The sequence below is a fragment of the Pseudoalteromonas sp. Bsw20308 genome (genome assembly GCF_000310105.2).
Classification (GTDB): Bacteria; Pseudomonadota; Gammaproteobacteria; order Enterobacterales; family Alteromonadaceae; genus Pseudoalteromonas; species Pseudoalteromonas fuliginea.
Genome location: NZ_CP013138.1, coordinates 2,734,517 through 2,750,796, shown reverse-complemented (window position 1 = coordinate 2,750,796; position 16,280 = coordinate 2,734,517). Strand labels below are relative to the sequence as shown.

Here is a 16,280-nt window from a genome sequence, read left to right as displayed (position 1 = left end):
AAATTGGCTGGGATACCAGGATTTGAACCTGGGAATGCCAGGATCAAAACCTGGTGCCTTACCGCTTGGCGATATCCCAACTATAAATTTGCATTAGTTTTAGTTCTTAATAAGAACATGGTGCGGAAGGAGAGACTTGAACTCTCACAACCTAAGTTACTGGAACCTAAATCCAGCGCGTCTACCAATTCCGCCACTCCCGCATCACTAATTTGCTCATTTAAACTCTAAGCGAGAGCTATTCTTTTATCCAACTTTCCTTGGTAGAAGAAGTTGGCTGGGATACCAGGATTTGAACCTGGGAATGCCAGGATCAAAACCTGGTGCCTTACCGCTTGGCGATATCCCAACAAAGAATTATTTGATAGGTTTAGTTCGTATCAAGAACATGGTGCGGAAGGAGAGACTTGAACTCTCACAACCTAAGTTACTGGAACCTAAATCCAGCGCGTCTACCAATTCCGCCACTCCCGCATCAACAATTTGCTCATTTAAACTCTAAGCAGAGCTATTCTTTATGTCCAACTTTCCTTGGTAGAAGAAGTTGGCTGGGATACCAGGATTTGAACCTGGGAATGCCAGGATCAAAACCTGGTGCCTTACCGCTTGGCGATATCCCAACAAAGAATTAATTGATAATTTTATTTCTTATCAAGAAATGGTGCGGAAAGAGAGACTTGAACTCTCACAACCGAAGTTACTGGAACCTAAATCCAGCGCGTCTACCAATTCCGCCACTCCCGCATCGTTTGTGTAATAAAACACAGGTAGTTATTTTAAACTCTTCATTGAGTGCAATTTAACTCTTGCAGAGCCACTTCTAAAATAAGAAATGGTGGCTAAGACGGGATTTGAACCTGTGACCCCATCATTATGAGTGATGTGCTCTAACCAGCTGAGCTACTTAGCCATTGTTGGCTGGGATACCAGGATTTGAACCTGGGAATGCCAGGATCAAAACCTGGTGCCTTACCGCTTGGCGATATCCCAACAATAACAATTGATAGTTTTAATTCTTATCAAGAATTATGGTGCGGAAGGAGAGACTTGAACTCTCACATCCTAAGATACTGGAACCTAAATCCAGCGCGTCTACCAATTCCGCCACTCCCGCACACAAGGTAGTTATTTTAAACTCTTCATTGAGCAACAAAAAAAATAATGGTGGCTAAGACGGGATTTGAACCTGTGACCCCATCATTATGAGTGATGTGCTCTAACCAGCTGAGCTACTTAGCCATCTTTTTTTGTTAGCACTTCATCGCTGAGTGCGGGGCGTATTATGCTGATATGACCCAAATTCGTCAACACCTTTTTTGCAAAAAAACACTTAACAGTGTTTGTTTGCAGGAAAATTAAGCTAAGCGGCTAACTTTTAATAAAAATGATGATTTTTTGACTGCAATTCACATACAAAATTTACAGTTAAATAAAAAAGAGCAAAAGCCTGCAATTTAAAACTGTTTGATAATTAAACAAATTGTTAGGGACTTAACATTAACTTGTCGATGAGGTATTTTTTATTGAGGCGCGGATTCAAATCTGAAGTGCATAACGTTTAGGCGGCTTTAGCCGCCAAATGATCTTGCATCAATTTTGCAGGCGTTTCAAATCCAAGTGTCTTTCTCGGACGATTATTAAGTTGCTCAAGTACTGGTATAACTTGCGCTGGTGTTACCGCCTTAAAATCTGTGCTCTTCGGCCAATACTGGCGTAGTAATCCATTCGTGTTTTCATTCAATCCGCGCTCCCATGAGTGATAAGGATGAGCAAAATAAACAGGAACACTTAATGCCTTTGTGATTTGCTCATGATAAGCGAACTCTTTTCCATTGTCAGCCGTGATGGTATGAAGCGCTGACCTATATGGTCTTAATAGTTCTATCGTCGCCGCAGTGACGGCTTGTGCTGTTTTGCCTGCCACCTGAGTTGATACAGTGAATTGGGTGACCCGCTCTACAATGGTAACAAGGGCGCCTCGATGACCTTTACCTATGACGGTATCTATTTCCCAATCTCCGATACGGCCTTTCTCATCAACTATTTGTGGACGTTCTTCAATGCTAACGCGATTTTTTATTTGCCCTCGGTTTGTCTTACCATGACTGCGCTTGTGATATTTCTTACCGTGTCGGCGCAGATGTAGGTATAACTCACCACCTGCTTTTTTATCTTCCCAGATATATAGATAAATGCATTCATGACTGACAGATTGTTTATTTTCCTTGCGCAACCATCCCGTTATTTGTTCAGGACTCCACTTCTCATTAAGCTTCTGGGTAATTAAAGCCATCATTTCAAGTGTCATCTTAAGTGGTTTTCTTGCACTTCTTCGGCGAGACAAAGCCCGCTCATGAGCTTGTTTGTATCTGTAACCTCGCTTGCCTGTATTTCTAGCAAGCTCTCTTGAAATCGTAGATTGCGATAAATTAGTTAGCTCAGCAATACTTTGTTGCGTAAAACCGCTTTTCTTTAGAACAGCGATCTGGCATCTTTGCTCATAGGTCAGTTGTTTGTAATGTCTCATTGTAAAATCTCTTGCCGGAGAAAAAGCAGTTAGCTTATGAGCAACTGACCACTTAATCTAGTCAAAACAAGTTATGCACTTACAATTTGAATCTAGGAGGTTAAATCTTCGCCGCAGTGTCTTTTTTAGATTAAACGCTGGCTTTTAGCTTGTGATTACATCAATTTTATAAGTTTATAAAGCTGAGGGTACAAAAAAGGCTCGTAAAAACGAGCCTTTAAAAATTATTACCAATCTAAATTGGTTTAATTTGTACTTATACGTTGAACAAGAAGTTCATTACATCGCCATCTTTAACAATGTACTCTTTACCTTCTTGACGCATCTTGCCTGCTTCTTTTGCGCCACTCTCACCTTTAAAGGCAACAAAGTCGTCAAAAGCAATAGTTTGCGCACGAATAAAGCCACGCTCGAAGTCAGTATGGATTTTACCCGCTGCTTGTGGCGCTGTCGCACCTACAGGGATTGTCCATGCACGCACTTCTTTTACGCCAGCTGTGAAATAAGTTTGTAACTGTAGTAATTCATAACCACCACGAATAACAAGGTTAAGACCTGGCTCTTCTAGACCAAGATCAGCCATAAACTCAAGCTTGTCTTCGTCATCTAGCTCTGAAAGTTCAGACTCGATAGCGGCACATACAGGAACAACAATCGCATCTTCAGCTGCAGCAATAGCGCGTACACGATCAAGGTATGGGTTATTTTCAAAACCATCTTCAGCAACGTTTGCAATATACATTGTTGGTTTAATCGTTAAGAAGTTAATAGAGCTGATTGCTGCTTTTTCTTCTTTAGTAAGTGCTAGACCACGTAAAGTTAAGCCTTCATCAAGATGTACTTTTACTTTTTCAAGGACAGCATTTTGCTCTTTAGCGTCTTTATCGCCACCTTTTGCTTTTTTTGCATTACGGAAAAGGGCTTTTTCAGCGCTATCCATATCAGCAAGTACTAACTCAGTGTTGATTACGTCAATATCGTCAGCAGGGTCAATAGTACCTGCTACGTGGATGATGTTTTCATCTTCAAAACAGCGAACTACGTGGCCAATTGCATCGGTTTCACGAATATTAGCTAAAAACTGGTTACCAAGGCCTTCACCTTTAGATGCGCCTTTTACTAATCCTGCAATGTCTACAAATTCCATACTAGTGGTAAGAATTCGTTGAGGATTAACAATTTTAGCAAGTTCGTCTAGACGAGGATCTGGCACAGGTACCACACCTGTATTAGGCTCAATGGTACAAAAAGGAAAGTTAGCGGCTTCAATACCCGCTTTAGTTAGTGCATTGAAAAGCGTTGATTTACCAACGTTAGGCAAGCCAACGATGCCACATTTAAAACCCATAGTAAGATACCTTGTTTAGAATTCGTTTAAACGGTGTACTTGGACCCAAGTTACTAGGGTTTAAACGAATGTAGTCTGTTTTGTGCTTTTAACACACCATCTTTTGCAAGTATTTCCATGCAACGAACTGCTTCATCAACAGCAGCATCCATTTTTTCTTGGTCTTCTTTGGCCGCTTTTCCAAGCACCCAACCAGTTACCATTTCACGATGCCCCGGATGACCTACACCAATGCGCAAGCGCATAAAGTCTTTTTGATTTGCCATTTTTGCAATAATGTCTTTTAAACCATTATGACCGCCATGCCCGCCGCCTTTTTTTAATTTGGCAACGCCTGGGTCTAAATCCAATTCGTCATGGGCAACTAAAATGTCCTCGACAGGGATTTTGAAAAAATTAGCTAAACTACTGACCGCTTTACCACTTAAATTCATGTAAGTAGTGGGGATCAATAATTTGAATTCTTGGCCTTGAATTATCACTTTGCCTGTAAGGCCGTGATACTTAGGATCGTGTTTTAGAGTGCAGTTATAGCGTGCAGCGATTTGCTCGATAAACCAAGCACCTGCATTGTGGCGTGTGTTTGCGTATTCGGGGCCTGGATTAGCCAGGCCCACAAGCATTTGAATAGAATTCAAGGTTGCGAGACCTTAAAAATTATTCTGCTGCTGCAGCGTCGTCTTCAACTGGAGCTGCTTTGTTTGCTTTGATAGTCAGGATAGACTGATCATGGCCTTCGCCTTTACCTAAATCTACAGAGCTAACGCCTTTAGGGAAAGTAAGGTCAGAAATATGAACAGAATCGCCAACAACAAACTTAGAAACATCTACTTCAATGAATTCTGGAAGTGCTTTTGGAAGACACGTAATTTCAACTTCAGTTAACTGGTGAACAACAGTTGCGCCAGCTTTAGTTACAATCTCTTCACCGATGAAGTGTAGAGGAACTTTAGTTTGAAATTTATGAGTAGCATCTACACGTTGGAAATCAAGGTGAGTAAGCTTAGGCTTGAATGGGTGACGTTGGATATCTTTTAAGATTACTTCAATAGCTTCGCCATCTACGTTAAGCGTAAGGATATGCGTGTAAAAGCCTTCGTCTTCTTGTGCTTTGATCATATCTTTATGAGCAAAAGTAAGTGATAAAGCTTCTTTATCAGCTCCGTAAAGGATTGCTGGAACTTTGTCTTCGCGACGTAGGCGGCGGCTCGCACCAGTACCAGTTTCTACGCGAAGTTCAGCGTTATAAGTGTAAGTTTTGTTAGACATGATGTCTCCAATAATTAAATGTGTAGGGCCTTTGCGACCAAGGACCCCAGCCAAAAGGCGCGCTATCATACCACCACACGATTTTAAAATATACATCGCTTACAAAAAAAGCGCCTAAAGGCGCTTTTATATTCAGAAATGTTTGATTTTAGTGCTCGAACATCGCTGAAATAGATTCCTCGTTACTAATACGACGAATAGTTTCCGCTAACATATCTGCAAGCGTTAATACCTTAATTTTATCAAGGGCTTTAAGTTCCTCAGATAATGGAATTGAGTCAGTTACAATAACTTCATCAATTACTGAGTCACGTAAATTTTCTGCTGCTTTACCTGAAAGAATTGGGTGGGTAGCATAAGCAAATACACGCTTTGCACCATGTTCTTTAAGTGCTTCAGCTGCTTTACACAAGGTACCACCGGTATCAATCATATCATCGACGATAATACAATCACGGCCTTCAACGTCACCAATAATATGCATTACTTGAGAAACGTTTGCTTGTGGGCGGCGTTTATCAATAATAGCTAAATCAGTATCATTTAGTAATTTTGCAATAGCGCGAGCTCGTACAACACCACCAATATCTGGAGATACAATCACAACATCATCAAAATGACGCTCTTTCATATCTTCAAGTAATACAGGGCTACCGAATACGTTATCCACTGGTACATCAAAGAAGCCTTGGATTTGCTCTGCGTGTAAATCAACCGTAAGAACACGGTCAACACCAACGCTTGATAAGAAATCTGCAACAACTTTAGCAGTAATTGGTACACGGGCAGAACGTACACGACGATCTTGACGGGCATAACCAAAATAAGGAATGACGGCAGTAATACGACCTGCAGATGCACGACGTAGTGCATCAACCATAACGATAAGTTCCATAAGGTTATCGTTTGTAGGGGCACAGGTTGATTGCAATATAAAAACATCCGAGCCACGAACATTTTCATTTATTTGAACACTGATCTCACCGTCGCTAAAACGGCCAACAACAGCATCGCCTAATTCAATATATAAACGTTTTGCAACTTTTTGAGCTAACTCAGGTGTTGCGTTACCAGCGAAGAGCTTCATGTCAGGCACGGTTGGGTTCCTCAGGCACTGAAATTTTGGACTAACGGGCAATGATAAATACCACTGCGAGTTAACTTATTATTACTTGTACGTTACTTCATTGATCGAATATGGCGGCTAACTCCGTATGAGCAGGGGAGATATTAACGCTTGAGGCGATAAATCCCTGCCAAGTATGGGGGAGATTAGCAAGTACATCTTGTGCTTGAACTTGACTCGCAAATTCTACAAAACAACATGAACCTGTTCCGGTCATCTTCGACGGAGCGTATTTTAGCAACCACTGGAGGGTCTTTTCAACCTCGGGACAGAGCTTTTTAACTAAAGGCTCACAATCGTTGGTCAAAGTATGGTGTTTCCAATCGCCTAAAATTTTTGGTGTATCGCGTTTTAAATCCGGATGCGTAAATATTGTAGCTGTACTTACATGTTGATTTGGGTGTACGACGCAGTACCATTTTTGCTCAAGTTCTACTTGGTGTAATTCTTCGCCAATCCCATGTGCTATGGCGCTTTGACCTCGAACAAATACAGGAACATCAGCCCCTAGTTGTAACCCTAAACGTGCTAATTCATCTAAACTACGATCAATTTTCCAGAGTTTATTTAAGGCCAATAACGTGGTCGCAGCATCAGACGAACCACCGCCAACACCGCCACCCATTGGTAAACGTTTTATTAAATTTATTTTTACACCCAGTCGTGTTTTACTCTGAGTTTTTAATAATAAAGCGGCTTTATAGATTAGATTATCGGTTAATGGTATGCCTTTAGTATCACCTGTTATAAAAATGTCGGGTGTATCTATCAGCTCAAAAGTCAGTTCGTCACCAAAATTTAAAAAAGTAAATAACGTTTCTAACTCATGATAGCCATCTTCACGGCGACCATTAATGTGTAAAAATAAGTTGAGTTTTGCCGGAGCAATAAGTGTAAAAGACGTCGTGTTATTCATATTTAATTAAATTGCCAATCGTAGAGTTGAATTTTGATTTTAATTTTTTGGTGTTTTAATGTTATTTTTGTTGGCAGCCAATATCCTGCACTTTGTATATAGCTGGCATACTCTATTTGCCACTTTTTACCTATGTCATCGAACCACAGTACTTGTGTGGCACGACCAAGTTCATCGACTTTTAAACTTTGCGCGTCAATTGTGCCTTTTAACCAATTTTCAGCATTATTTACAGGGAGAGTAAAACCAGTTAAACGCTTAAGAAGTTGTGCGGCATTTGTGTCGTAATACTTATCGTCATCAAATTCTAGTTCTGCGCCTTCGCTTGTTTGTCTGAGTTGCAAAATACGCGTACCAATAAATGAGGTAAGCACTAAATTGTTATTGTTTTTGGTTTGTTGCCAATTTAAATTTGCAGATTGGCGCTCATCTGGGCTTATAAAAGCCAATTTACCTTTTACATGCCAAGTTTTTTGATCTGCTAGGTGAGCTTTCCAATTGTCATAAAGTATTGTTTTAGATGTTATTTGTTGGGCGCAACCGCCTAAAAATAAAAAAAACATGAGTAAAATAAAATATTGTCGAATCAAATGTTGTTCCTTACTTTCCATATTCCGCTGATTTTTGATAAAATTGCCGCCTTTGAAGTAGGGCTCAGCAATATTTGGCACATATGACCATAATAGCACTCGGTATTAATCACAAAACCGCTTCCGTAGAATTACGTGAGAAAGTGGCTTTTTCGCCTGAGCAAATTTCAGAGGCGTTGCAACAATTAAGTGGCCACGCCGACTTTAATGAAGCTGTAATTGTTTCTACCTGTAATCGAACTGAAGTCTATTGTAGCCTTGCTCAGCAAAATTCCCAAACACTGTTGAGTTGGCTTGCCAGTTTCCATGGTTTGGATGAACTTGAACTGATTAAGAATATATATTGCTATGAAAATAACGAGGCAATAAAGCACTTAATGCGTGTTGCTTGCGGGTTAGACTCTTTAGTTTTGGGTGAACCGCAAATTTTAGGGCAAATTAAGCAAGCCTACAATAGCGCCAAAACGCATGATGCTGTAGGTGTTACATTTGATCGGTTGTTTCAAAAAACATTTTCGGTTGCTAAAGAAGTTCGTACAGAAACCAACATTGGTGCAAGCGCTGTTTCAGTGGCGTTTGCCGCCGTTAACTTGGCAAAACATATTTATGGCAAACTCGACAAAACCAATGTTTTATTAATTGGTGCAGGCGAAACAATTGAACTGGTAGCTAAACACTTATACCAAAATGAGCCGCAAAATATCACCGTTGCCAATAGAACAATTGAACGAGCGCGTAGCTTAGCTGATGAAGTGTCTGCGGATGTTATTGCATTAGCGCAACTGCCTGAACGTTTATATAAAGCGGATATCGTGATTAGTTCTACCGCCAGTACATTACCAATTATTGGTAAAGGGGTTGTTGAGCAAGCGCTTAAACAGCGACGCCATAAACCTATGCTATTTATTGATATTGCGGTTCCGCGCGATATAGAAAGCCAGGTAGGAGAACTTGATGCGGCCTATTTATATTCCGTTGATGACTTACAAACCATTGTAAGCGAGAATATGGCGGCACGAGAACAAGCGGCTGAACAAGCACAAATAATTATTACTGAACGCACCAAAGAATTTGCAATGTGGATGCGCTCACTCGATTCGGTAGATTTAATTCGCCATTATCGAAATGATGTACAAACAATAAAGTCGGAATTAGTAGAAAGAGCCGTTAGTCAGCTTTCTAGTGGTAAAGACGCAGAAAAAGTAATTTTAGAGTTGGCCAATAAATTAACCAATCGCTTAATGCACGCGCCTACCCGTGCAATACAAGATGCAGCGAAAAAAGGTGAAGTGGCGCAGCTAAACCAGTTGAAAAAAATGTTAGGTATTGATCAGGAATAACCGTTAAATGAAAGAGTCTGTTTATAATAAATTAGAAACCTTAGTAGAGCGTTACGAAGAAGTACAAGCGCTGCTAAGCGACCCGTCGGTCATTAGTGATCAAAATCGTTTTCGTGGGCTTTCAAAAGAATACTCCGAGCTTGAAGAGATTGTAAAAACGTTTTTAACTTATAAAGAAACGCAAGACAATTTAGCCAGTGCAGAAGAGATGCTTAAAGATTCTGACCCTGAAATGCGTGAAATGGCGCAAGAAGAATATAAAGAAGCTAAAGCACAAATTTTGGTAATTGAGGATCAAATTCAAGTATTAATGTTGCCAAAAGATCCGCGAGATAACAATAATGTGTTTGTTGAAGTACGCGCTGGAACAGGCGGTGATGAAGCGGCTATTTTTGCTGGCGATTTATTCCGTATGTACAGCCGCTATGCAGAAACTAAAAAATGGAAAGTAGAAGTTGTGAGCACCAATGAAGGTGAGCACGGTGGTTACAAAGAAGTGATTGCGAATATCAGTGGCGAAGGCGTCTACGGTCAATTAAAGTTTGAATCAGGTGTACACCGTGTACAACGTGTGCCAGAAACTGAATCACAAGGGCGAGTGCATACCTCTGCGTGTACTGTTGCGGTAATGGCGGAAGTACCAGAGGCCGAAGCGATACAAATTAATACCGCAGATTTAAAAGTTGATACATTTCGTGCATCAGGCGCAGGTGGTCAGCACGTTAACAAAACCGATTCTGCTATTCGACTTACACATATACCTACCGGTGTTGTGGTTGAGTGTCAGGATCAGCGTTCGCAGCATAAAAACCGCGCTAAAGCGATGTCAGTACTTGCAGCACGTTTGCAACAAGCTGAAGATGAAAAGCGCCATGCGGCAGAAGCATCTGAACGTCGTGACTTAGTTGGTAGTGGCGATCGTTCTGAACGTATCCGTACTTATAACTACCCGCAAGGTCGTATTACCGATCACCGCATTAACTTAACACTTTATCGTTTAAACGAAGTGGTAGCGGGTGATTTAAGCTGCGTTATTGACCCATTAATGCAAGAGTATCAAGCTGACTTATTAGCGGCTATGGGCGACGAGTAATCGTGAGCCAAACTCTTGAACAAGCAATTGCTGCAGGCGCTAATTTATTAGCACCTAGCAGCGAAAGTGCTAAATTAGACGCACAAGTTTTACTTCTACATATTCTTCAAAAACCTCGCAGTTACCTTTTTACTTGGCCAGAGCATGAACTTAACGCTAAGCAACAACAGCAATTTAATACATTTTGCCAACGACGTTTAAACGGTGAACCTGTTGCACATATTACAGGGCAACGTGAGTTTTGGAGTTTATCGCTTGAAGTTAACGCAACAACCTTAATACCTCGCCCTGATACTGAAACATTAGTAGAACAAGCACTTGAAGTGGCTGTTCCTGCTACAGCTAAAGTACTTGATTTAGGCACGGGTACTGGTGCAATTGCGTTGGCACTGGGTAGTGAAATGCCTGATTGGCAAATTATTGCAGTAGATAGAGTAAGCGATGCCGTTGCACTTGCTACACGTAACCAGCAGCGATTGGCAATTAATAACGTGCACGTTAAACAAAGCAACTGGTTTAGTGAGTTGCACGGTGAAAAGTTTAATCTAATAGTCACAAACCCACCTTACATCGAAAGCAACGATGTACATTTGAATCAGGGCGATGTGCGTTTTGAGCCTTTATCGGCATTAGTGGCTGATGATTGCGGAATGTCTGATATTAAACAAATAATTACACAATCACGTGACTATTTGCTATCTAATGGCTATCTTTTAATAGAACACGGTTTTGAGCAAGGTGAAGCTGTTCGTCATTTCTTTGAAAAAATGGCGTTTGTTAATATTAAAACAGTGAAAGACTTTGGTAATAATGACCGTGTAACGCTCGCACAGTGGCCTTAAATAGTAAAAATTGTCTACTTGTGTATTAAAAAATGCTGCGAGGAAATTTTAGCTATGATGGATGATTTCTTATTTTCAGATGAGCCTCAAGAGCCTGTTAGTAAAATAGAACAGGGCACCTGGAAAGTATTAATCGTTGACGACGAACCTGAGGTTCATGCTGTAACAAAATTGGCATTAAGTGATTTTGATTTTCAAAATAAACGATTGGAGTTTGTAAGTGCATACTCTGGTGCAGAAGCGAAAAAGTTAATAGACGAGCATTCTGATGCCGCCATAGTTTTGCTTGATGTAGTAATGGAAACGGATGATGCGGGTTTGCAAGTCGCTAAATACATTCGTGAAACGGCTAAAAACAATCATATTCGAATTATTTTACGAACGGGGCAACCGGGTCAAGCACCTGAAAGACAAGTTATTGTTGATTATGATATTAATGATTATAAATCGAAAACGGAATTAACGGCGCAAAAACTATTCACAGTTATTATGTCTAGTCTTCGTTCATATCGCGATATTATTTCTATTGAACAATCACGCGAAGGGCTAGAGAAAATAATAAAAGCCTCAAGGGATATATTTTCGGCTCATTCAATAGATAGTTTCACTGAGGGCGTAATGCAGCAACTTACCTCGTTATTAGGTATTGCAGATCAAGCAATGTACGCCACTACATTAGTTGCTCAAAATCCAGAAGAAAACAATAACAAAAAGCTTATTGTTCGTTCAGGTACAGGGGACTTTGAACAAAGTGAAGGAAAAGAGTTAGAGCTGGTTCTTAAAAGTGAACAACTTACAGCGTGTCAACAAGCATTAAGTGACAAAACAATCGTATATAAAGATAATTACCTATTTGCTTACTGCAGTAGTCAATATAATCATAACTCAATGTTATTTATATCAGGTATCCCAAAATTATTAACGGATACGCAACGTCATTTAATTGAGATTTTTTCGCAAAATGTGCAATTAGCATTTGAAAATGTGCAGTTACAATCAGAAATAGAAGCAACTCAGCAGGAATTAGTTTATAGATTGAGTGAAGCGGTAGAGCAGCGCTCAAGTGAAACAGGTAATCATGTTAAGCGTGTGGCTAATATTTGTCATATATTGGCTGAGGGTTATGGCTTATCTAAGCGAGAAGCCGATTTAGTTCGATTAGCATCGCCTTTGCATGATGTTGGAAAAGTAGGTATACCGGATGCTATTTTAAATAAACCAGGAAAGCTCGACGGCCAAGAGTGGGAAGTGATGAAAACCCACACAGATAAAGGTTATAGCATTTTAAAAGATTCACCGAGGGAAATTGTTAGTGCTGGTGCAATTATAGCAAAAGAACACCATGAAAAATGGGATGGCTCTGGCTATCCGAATGGATTGAAAGGTGAAGAAATAAATGTATTTGGCCGAATAGTCTCTCTTGCTGACGTTTATGATGCACTTCGCCATAAACGCTGTTATAAAGAACCTTGGTCACTGCAACGAGTGGTTGATGAAATCAATTCACAAAAAGGATCGCATTTTGAGCCTAAACTTGTTGAAGTGCTTAACGATAAGCTTAATGAAATAGAAATAGTATTAACTCGTTTTCCAGATTAATATCAAAAATATAGAAGTCAGGGGCATATGGATTATTTAGCAGTAAAGCACTCACACATGGCAATTGCTATGCTCAGTGTTATTTTATTTTATGTTCGCTCTTTTTCGCGAATTGGTAGTGGCAAAATAGCTAAGAATAAGTTGGTACTTATTGGTAGTCATAGCATAGATACACTACTGTTGGTTTCTGCTCTTACACTTGTTTTTATGGCTAAAATTAACCCTTTTGAGCAGCTATGGTTGTTAGAAAAGATAATTTTAGTTGTTGTGTATATTGCGATAGGGGTTAAAAGTTCAAAGCAAACTAACACCCTAGCTAAAATTATTTACATTGTAATTAATACCGTTGTTGTTTTAGCGATAGGTTATTTAGCGACGTCTAAATCAGCTTTGTTGTTCTAAAGTAAACCTTAACAATTTGAGCTTTACGGTATTGCCTGTAAAGCTCGTTCTTCCACCTCGCTGCAAATATTCAAAAACATCACTATATTGGTATATAGCTTTAAAGTTAGGTAAACTACGCCTTCGTTTTCTAAAATGTTGCAGTATTGATGACCACCCTCGGGTTTGATGAACACGATGAATCTTATGTTGATGATGCTTTTGATGAATTTACCCCTGCGGCAATTTATCGTTGTATTAAAGCTGAGTCTAAATGGGATCCTCAATTAGATTTAACAGCAAGTTTTGACATTCTCACCGACTTTGAGCAACAAATAAATGTTTTGTGCTTAAAAGTGAGCGACGATCACGATCGCTTAGAAAAATTATTAGATACTTTTTATAGTACCTGGCTATTTAGTGCCTCAAGCTTAAAAGTGCCTGAGCATAAACTAAATAGTTTAAGTTATACCTTAACCATGCGCAGTGGCTCCCCAACTACATTAGCTATTTTACTGTGCCACTTTTTACAACACGCTAAACTCGATGCTAGCATGAGCTTAAACCAAGGCGATATTGGTGTGCATGTCGCTATTAGCGATGAGGAAGGCTACATAATTGAACCAAGTAGCGGTCAACAAAGTTGGTATATTATCCCTGAAAATGCGGATGAGGATGATGGGCAAGAACAGGAACCACTAGAACTTATTTTTGATGATGAAGTATATAAATTGTTCTTAGCTCAACAAAAATGGTCTTTTATTAGCGAAAATAAATTTGGCCATGCTTTAACGTGTGTAGAAATGTTGATGGAATTAATTGGCGACGACCCGTATGAAAGACGCGACAGAGGCTACTTATTAAATCAACTCGATTGTCCTAAAATGGCACGAGATGATTTACAATTTTTTGTCGATGAATGTCCTGACGATCCTGCTATTGAGATTATTCAACATCAGATAGAAGAATTAGAAGATAATAATAAAACTCACCATTAAGAATAGGAAAAATTATGGTTGAAACTCAAAGTGCATTAATAACCAATGATGCCGTTGTACTTGGTTTACTTGCTGTTATTTTGGGGTTTATATTTAAAACCTCAAACAGTGAACGCCCAGCACTAAAAAGATTTTATAAATACGTACCTGCCTTGTTACTTTGTTACTTTTTACCGTCACTACTGAATACATTTGGTATAGTTGATGGCAATAAGTCGAATGTTTATTACGTAGCTTCGCGCTACTTACTGCCAGCTTGTTTAATACTTCTTACCATTAGTATTGATTTAAGGGCCATACTTAATTTAGGCCCTAAAGCACTAATTATGTTTTTAGTAGGTACCTTGGGTATTGTTATTGGTGGACCTTTGGCTATTTTAGTCGTCAGTGCTGTTGACCCTAGTATTGTTGGTGGCCATGGTCCTGATGCGGTATGGCGCGGTATGACAACTGTTGCGGGTAGCTGGATTGGTGGCGGTGCGAATCAAGCTTCGATGAAAGAGATGTTTGAAGTTGGCGGCGATATATTTTCGGTGATGGTTACTGTTGATGTAATAGTCGCTAATATTTGGATGGCTGTTTTATTGTTAATGGCAGCAAATCATAAGAAAATTGATGCGGCAACAGGTGCCGATACTAGCGCAATTGAAGATTTAAAACGCCGAGTAGAAACATATCACGCAGAACATGCTCGCATGCCTACTCTTAACGACTACATGACATTACTTGCTATTGCATTTGGTATTACTGGTTTAGCACATTTTTGTGCTGATTTTCTAGGTCCTTATTTTGGCACTACTTATGAGTGGGCAAAAGAGTACAGCCTAAACAGCAAATTCTTTTGGTTGATTGTCATATCGACTACGATTGGTATTAGTTTATCTTTTACTAAAGTGAGACAAATAGAGGCGTTTGGTGCTTCAAAAGTGGCCTCTAGCTTTTTATATATTTTAGTTGCATCGATTGGTTTGCATATGAATGTAACCGCCATTTTTGATAATCCCGGCTTATTTTTAGTGGGTGCTATTTGGATGCTTGTACATGCAAGTTTAATGTTGCTAGTTGCTAAACTAATTAAAGCACCGTTATTTTATATGGCAGTGGGCTCGCAGGCTAATGTGGGCGGTGCAGCGTCTGCACCTGTTGTAGCATCAGCGTTTCATCCGTCATTAGCGCCTGTTGGTGTTCTGTTAGCTGTACTGGGCTATGGTGTGGGTACGTATATGGCTTATATTTGTGGATTAATGATGCAAGCAGTTGCACCGTAAGGAATTTAAATGAAAGACCAAATTATTAAAATTAATGAAATTGAACTAGCAAACAACAAACCGTTTGTATTGTTTGGTGGTATTAACGTATTAGAATCTCGCGATTTAGCTATGCGTGTTGCAGAGCATTACGTAGAAGTAACCGCTAAATTAAATATTCCTTATGTATTTAAAGCGTCATTTGATAAAGCTAATCGATCTTCAATCAATTCGTACCGTGGTCCAGGTATGGAAGAAGGTTTAAAAATATTTGAAGAGATTAAAAAAACGTTCAATATTCCGCTTATTACCGATGTACATGAACCACATCAAGCGGCCCCTGTTGCTGAAGTTGTCGATGTTATTCAGTTACCTGCATTTCTAGCACGTCAAACTGATTTAGTGGTTGCTATGGCAAAAACAGGCGCGATCATTAACGTGAAAAAACCACAGTTTTTAGCACCACACGAAATGCGTCACATCATTACTAAATTTAATGAAGCGGGTAATAACAACGTAGCACTTTGTGAACGAGGCTCTAGCTTTGGGTATAATAATCTAGTGGTTGATATGCTTGGCATGGATGACATGAAAGCAATGGCTCCTGTGATTTTTGATGCAACACATGCGCTACAACGTCCTGGCGGTCGTACAGATTCGGCTGATGGTCGTCGTGCACAAGCAGCTGAGCTTGCCCGAAGTGGTATGGCATTGGGTATTGCTGGTTTATTTATAGAAGCGCACCCAAATCCTAACGAAGCGAAATGTGATGGCCCTTGCGCGCTAGCACTTAGCAAGTTAGAAGGTTACTTATCGCAAATGAAAGCGGTAGACGATTTAATTAAAAGCTTTGAACCGCTTGATACAAGTGCAAATGACTTATAATTAAAAGCTTAACAATTAAGTGAAATGTTAGAAAAGCGACTTAGGTCGCTTTTTTTACACCTTAAATATACTCTTTCTCAGCATAGGTATATAATTCACCGCATAAGAAAAACTAATTC

15 protein-coding genes and 10 tRNA genes are annotated in these 16,280 nt (G+C 39.7%); 8 read left to right on the top strand and 17 right to left on the bottom strand.

Annotation, left to right across the window (positions count from 1 at the left end; translation table 11 throughout):
• Positions 1–4: 4 nt before the first annotated feature.
• The 17 genes from D172_RS12030 to lolB form a co-directional block, all read right to left on the bottom strand.
• Positions 5–79: transfer RNA gene (locus D172_RS12030), tRNA-Gln, on the bottom strand.
• A 39-nt stretch (positions 80–118) separates the two neighbouring features.
• Positions 119–203: transfer RNA gene (locus D172_RS12025), tRNA-Leu, on the bottom strand.
• Positions 204–274: 71 nt separating this feature from the next.
• A tRNA-Gln gene (locus D172_RS12020) sits at positions 275–349 on the bottom strand.
• Between the two features lie 40 nt (positions 350–389).
• Positions 390–474, bottom strand: a tRNA-Leu gene (locus D172_RS12015).
• Positions 475–545: 71 nt separating this feature from the next.
• Positions 546–620: transfer RNA gene (locus D172_RS12010), tRNA-Gln, on the bottom strand.
• Between the two features lie 39 nt (positions 621–659).
• A tRNA-Leu gene (locus tag D172_RS12005) sits at positions 660–744 on the bottom strand.
• Between the two features lie 89 nt (positions 745–833).
• Positions 834–910: transfer RNA gene (locus tag D172_RS12000), tRNA-Met, on the bottom strand.
• A 5-nt stretch (positions 911–915) separates the two neighbouring features.
• Positions 916–990: transfer RNA gene (locus D172_RS11995), tRNA-Gln, on the bottom strand.
• A gap of 39 nt (positions 991–1,029) precedes the next feature.
• Positions 1,030–1,114: transfer RNA gene (locus D172_RS11990), tRNA-Leu, on the bottom strand.
• Positions 1,115–1,162: 48 nt separating this feature from the next.
• Positions 1,163–1,239, bottom strand: a tRNA-Met gene (locus D172_RS11985).
• A 319-nt stretch (positions 1,240–1,558) separates the two neighbouring features.
• Positions 1,559–2,527, bottom strand: a complete 969-nt coding sequence (locus D172_RS11980; protein ID WP_007377509.1) for an IS30 family transposase — start codon at positions 2,525–2,527, stop codon at positions 1,559–1,561.
• Positions 2,528–2,783: 256 nt separating this feature from the next.
• Positions 2,784–3,875 (bottom strand): redox-regulated ATPase YchF, encoded by a 1,092-nt coding sequence (gene ychF / locus D172_RS11975; protein ID WP_007378123.1) that lies wholly within the window; start codon positions 3,873–3,875, stop codon positions 2,784–2,786.
• 53 nt (positions 3,876–3,928) lie between these two features.
• A complete protein-coding gene (gene pth, locus D172_RS11970) occupies positions 3,929–4,513 on the bottom strand; it encodes an aminoacyl-tRNA hydrolase (RefSeq protein ID WP_002958548.1) in 585 nt (194 codons plus the stop codon).
• Between the two features lie 19 nt (positions 4,514–4,532).
• Positions 4,533–5,144, bottom strand: coding sequence for a 50S ribosomal protein L25/general stress protein Ctc (locus D172_RS11965; RefSeq protein WP_007378122.1), 612 nt, complete (start codon positions 5,142–5,144; stop codon positions 4,533–4,535).
• A gap of 148 nt (positions 5,145–5,292) precedes the next feature.
• Positions 5,293–6,240, bottom strand: coding sequence for a ribose-phosphate pyrophosphokinase (locus D172_RS11960; RefSeq protein WP_007378121.1), 948 nt, complete (start codon positions 6,238–6,240; stop codon positions 5,293–5,295).
• Between the two features lie 88 nt (positions 6,241–6,328).
• Entirely contained in the window at positions 6,329–7,186 is an 858-nt protein-coding gene (gene ispE / locus D172_RS11955; RefSeq protein ID WP_007378120.1) for a 4-(cytidine 5'-diphospho)-2-C-methyl-D-erythritol kinase, read from the bottom strand.
• Positions 7,187–7,188: 2 nt separating this feature from the next.
• Complete coding sequence (gene lolB / locus D172_RS11950; protein WP_007378119.1) at positions 7,189–7,776, bottom strand: lipoprotein insertase outer membrane protein LolB; 588 nt, start codon at positions 7,774–7,776, stop codon at positions 7,189–7,191.
• An 83-nt stretch (positions 7,777–7,859) separates the two neighbouring features.
• On the opposite strand from lolB, the gene hemA reads away from it, so the two are divergent.
• The 8 genes from hemA (at position 7,860) to kdsA (ending at position 16,161) form a co-directional block, all read left to right on the top strand.
• Positions 7,860–9,116 carry a glutamyl-tRNA reductase gene (hemA, locus tag D172_RS11945; RefSeq protein ID WP_007378118.1) on the top strand — a complete coding sequence of 419 codons (1,257 nt, stop codon included), beginning with the start codon at positions 7,860–7,862 and terminating at the stop codon, positions 9,114–9,116.
• 7 nt (positions 9,117–9,123) lie between these two features.
• Positions 9,124–10,209: a peptide chain release factor 1 gene (gene prfA, locus D172_RS11940; RefSeq protein ID WP_007378117.1), complete on the top strand. Its 1,086-nt coding sequence runs from the start codon at positions 9,124–9,126 to the stop codon at positions 10,207–10,209.
• Between the two features lie 2 nt (positions 10,210–10,211).
• Positions 10,212–11,051, top strand: coding sequence for a peptide chain release factor N(5)-glutamine methyltransferase (prmC, locus tag D172_RS11935; RefSeq protein ID WP_007378116.1), 840 nt, complete (start codon positions 10,212–10,214; stop codon positions 11,049–11,051).
• A gap of 54 nt (positions 11,052–11,105) precedes the next feature.
• Positions 11,106–12,650, top strand: a complete 1,545-nt coding sequence (locus tag D172_RS11930; protein WP_007378115.1) for a DUF3369 domain-containing protein — start codon at positions 11,106–11,108, stop codon at positions 12,648–12,650.
• Between the two features lie 27 nt (positions 12,651–12,677).
• On the top strand, positions 12,678–13,052 hold the full coding sequence (locus tag D172_RS11925) for a SirB2 family protein (protein WP_007378114.1): 375 nt from the start codon (positions 12,678–12,680) through the stop codon (positions 13,050–13,052).
• A gap of 149 nt (positions 13,053–13,201) precedes the next feature.
• Positions 13,202–14,029: a tetratricopeptide repeat protein gene (locus D172_RS11920; protein WP_007378113.1), complete on the top strand. Its 828-nt coding sequence runs from the start codon at positions 13,202–13,204 to the stop codon at positions 14,027–14,029.
• Between the two features lie 14 nt (positions 14,030–14,043).
• On the top strand, positions 14,044–15,297 hold the full coding sequence (locus tag D172_RS11915) for a DUF819 domain-containing protein (RefSeq protein ID WP_007378112.1): 1,254 nt from the start codon (positions 14,044–14,046) through the stop codon (positions 15,295–15,297).
• A gap of 9 nt (positions 15,298–15,306) precedes the next feature.
• Entirely contained in the window at positions 15,307–16,161 is an 855-nt protein-coding gene (gene kdsA / locus D172_RS11910; RefSeq protein ID WP_007378111.1) for a 3-deoxy-8-phosphooctulonate synthase, read from the top strand.
• Positions 16,162–16,280 lie beyond the last annotated feature (119 nt).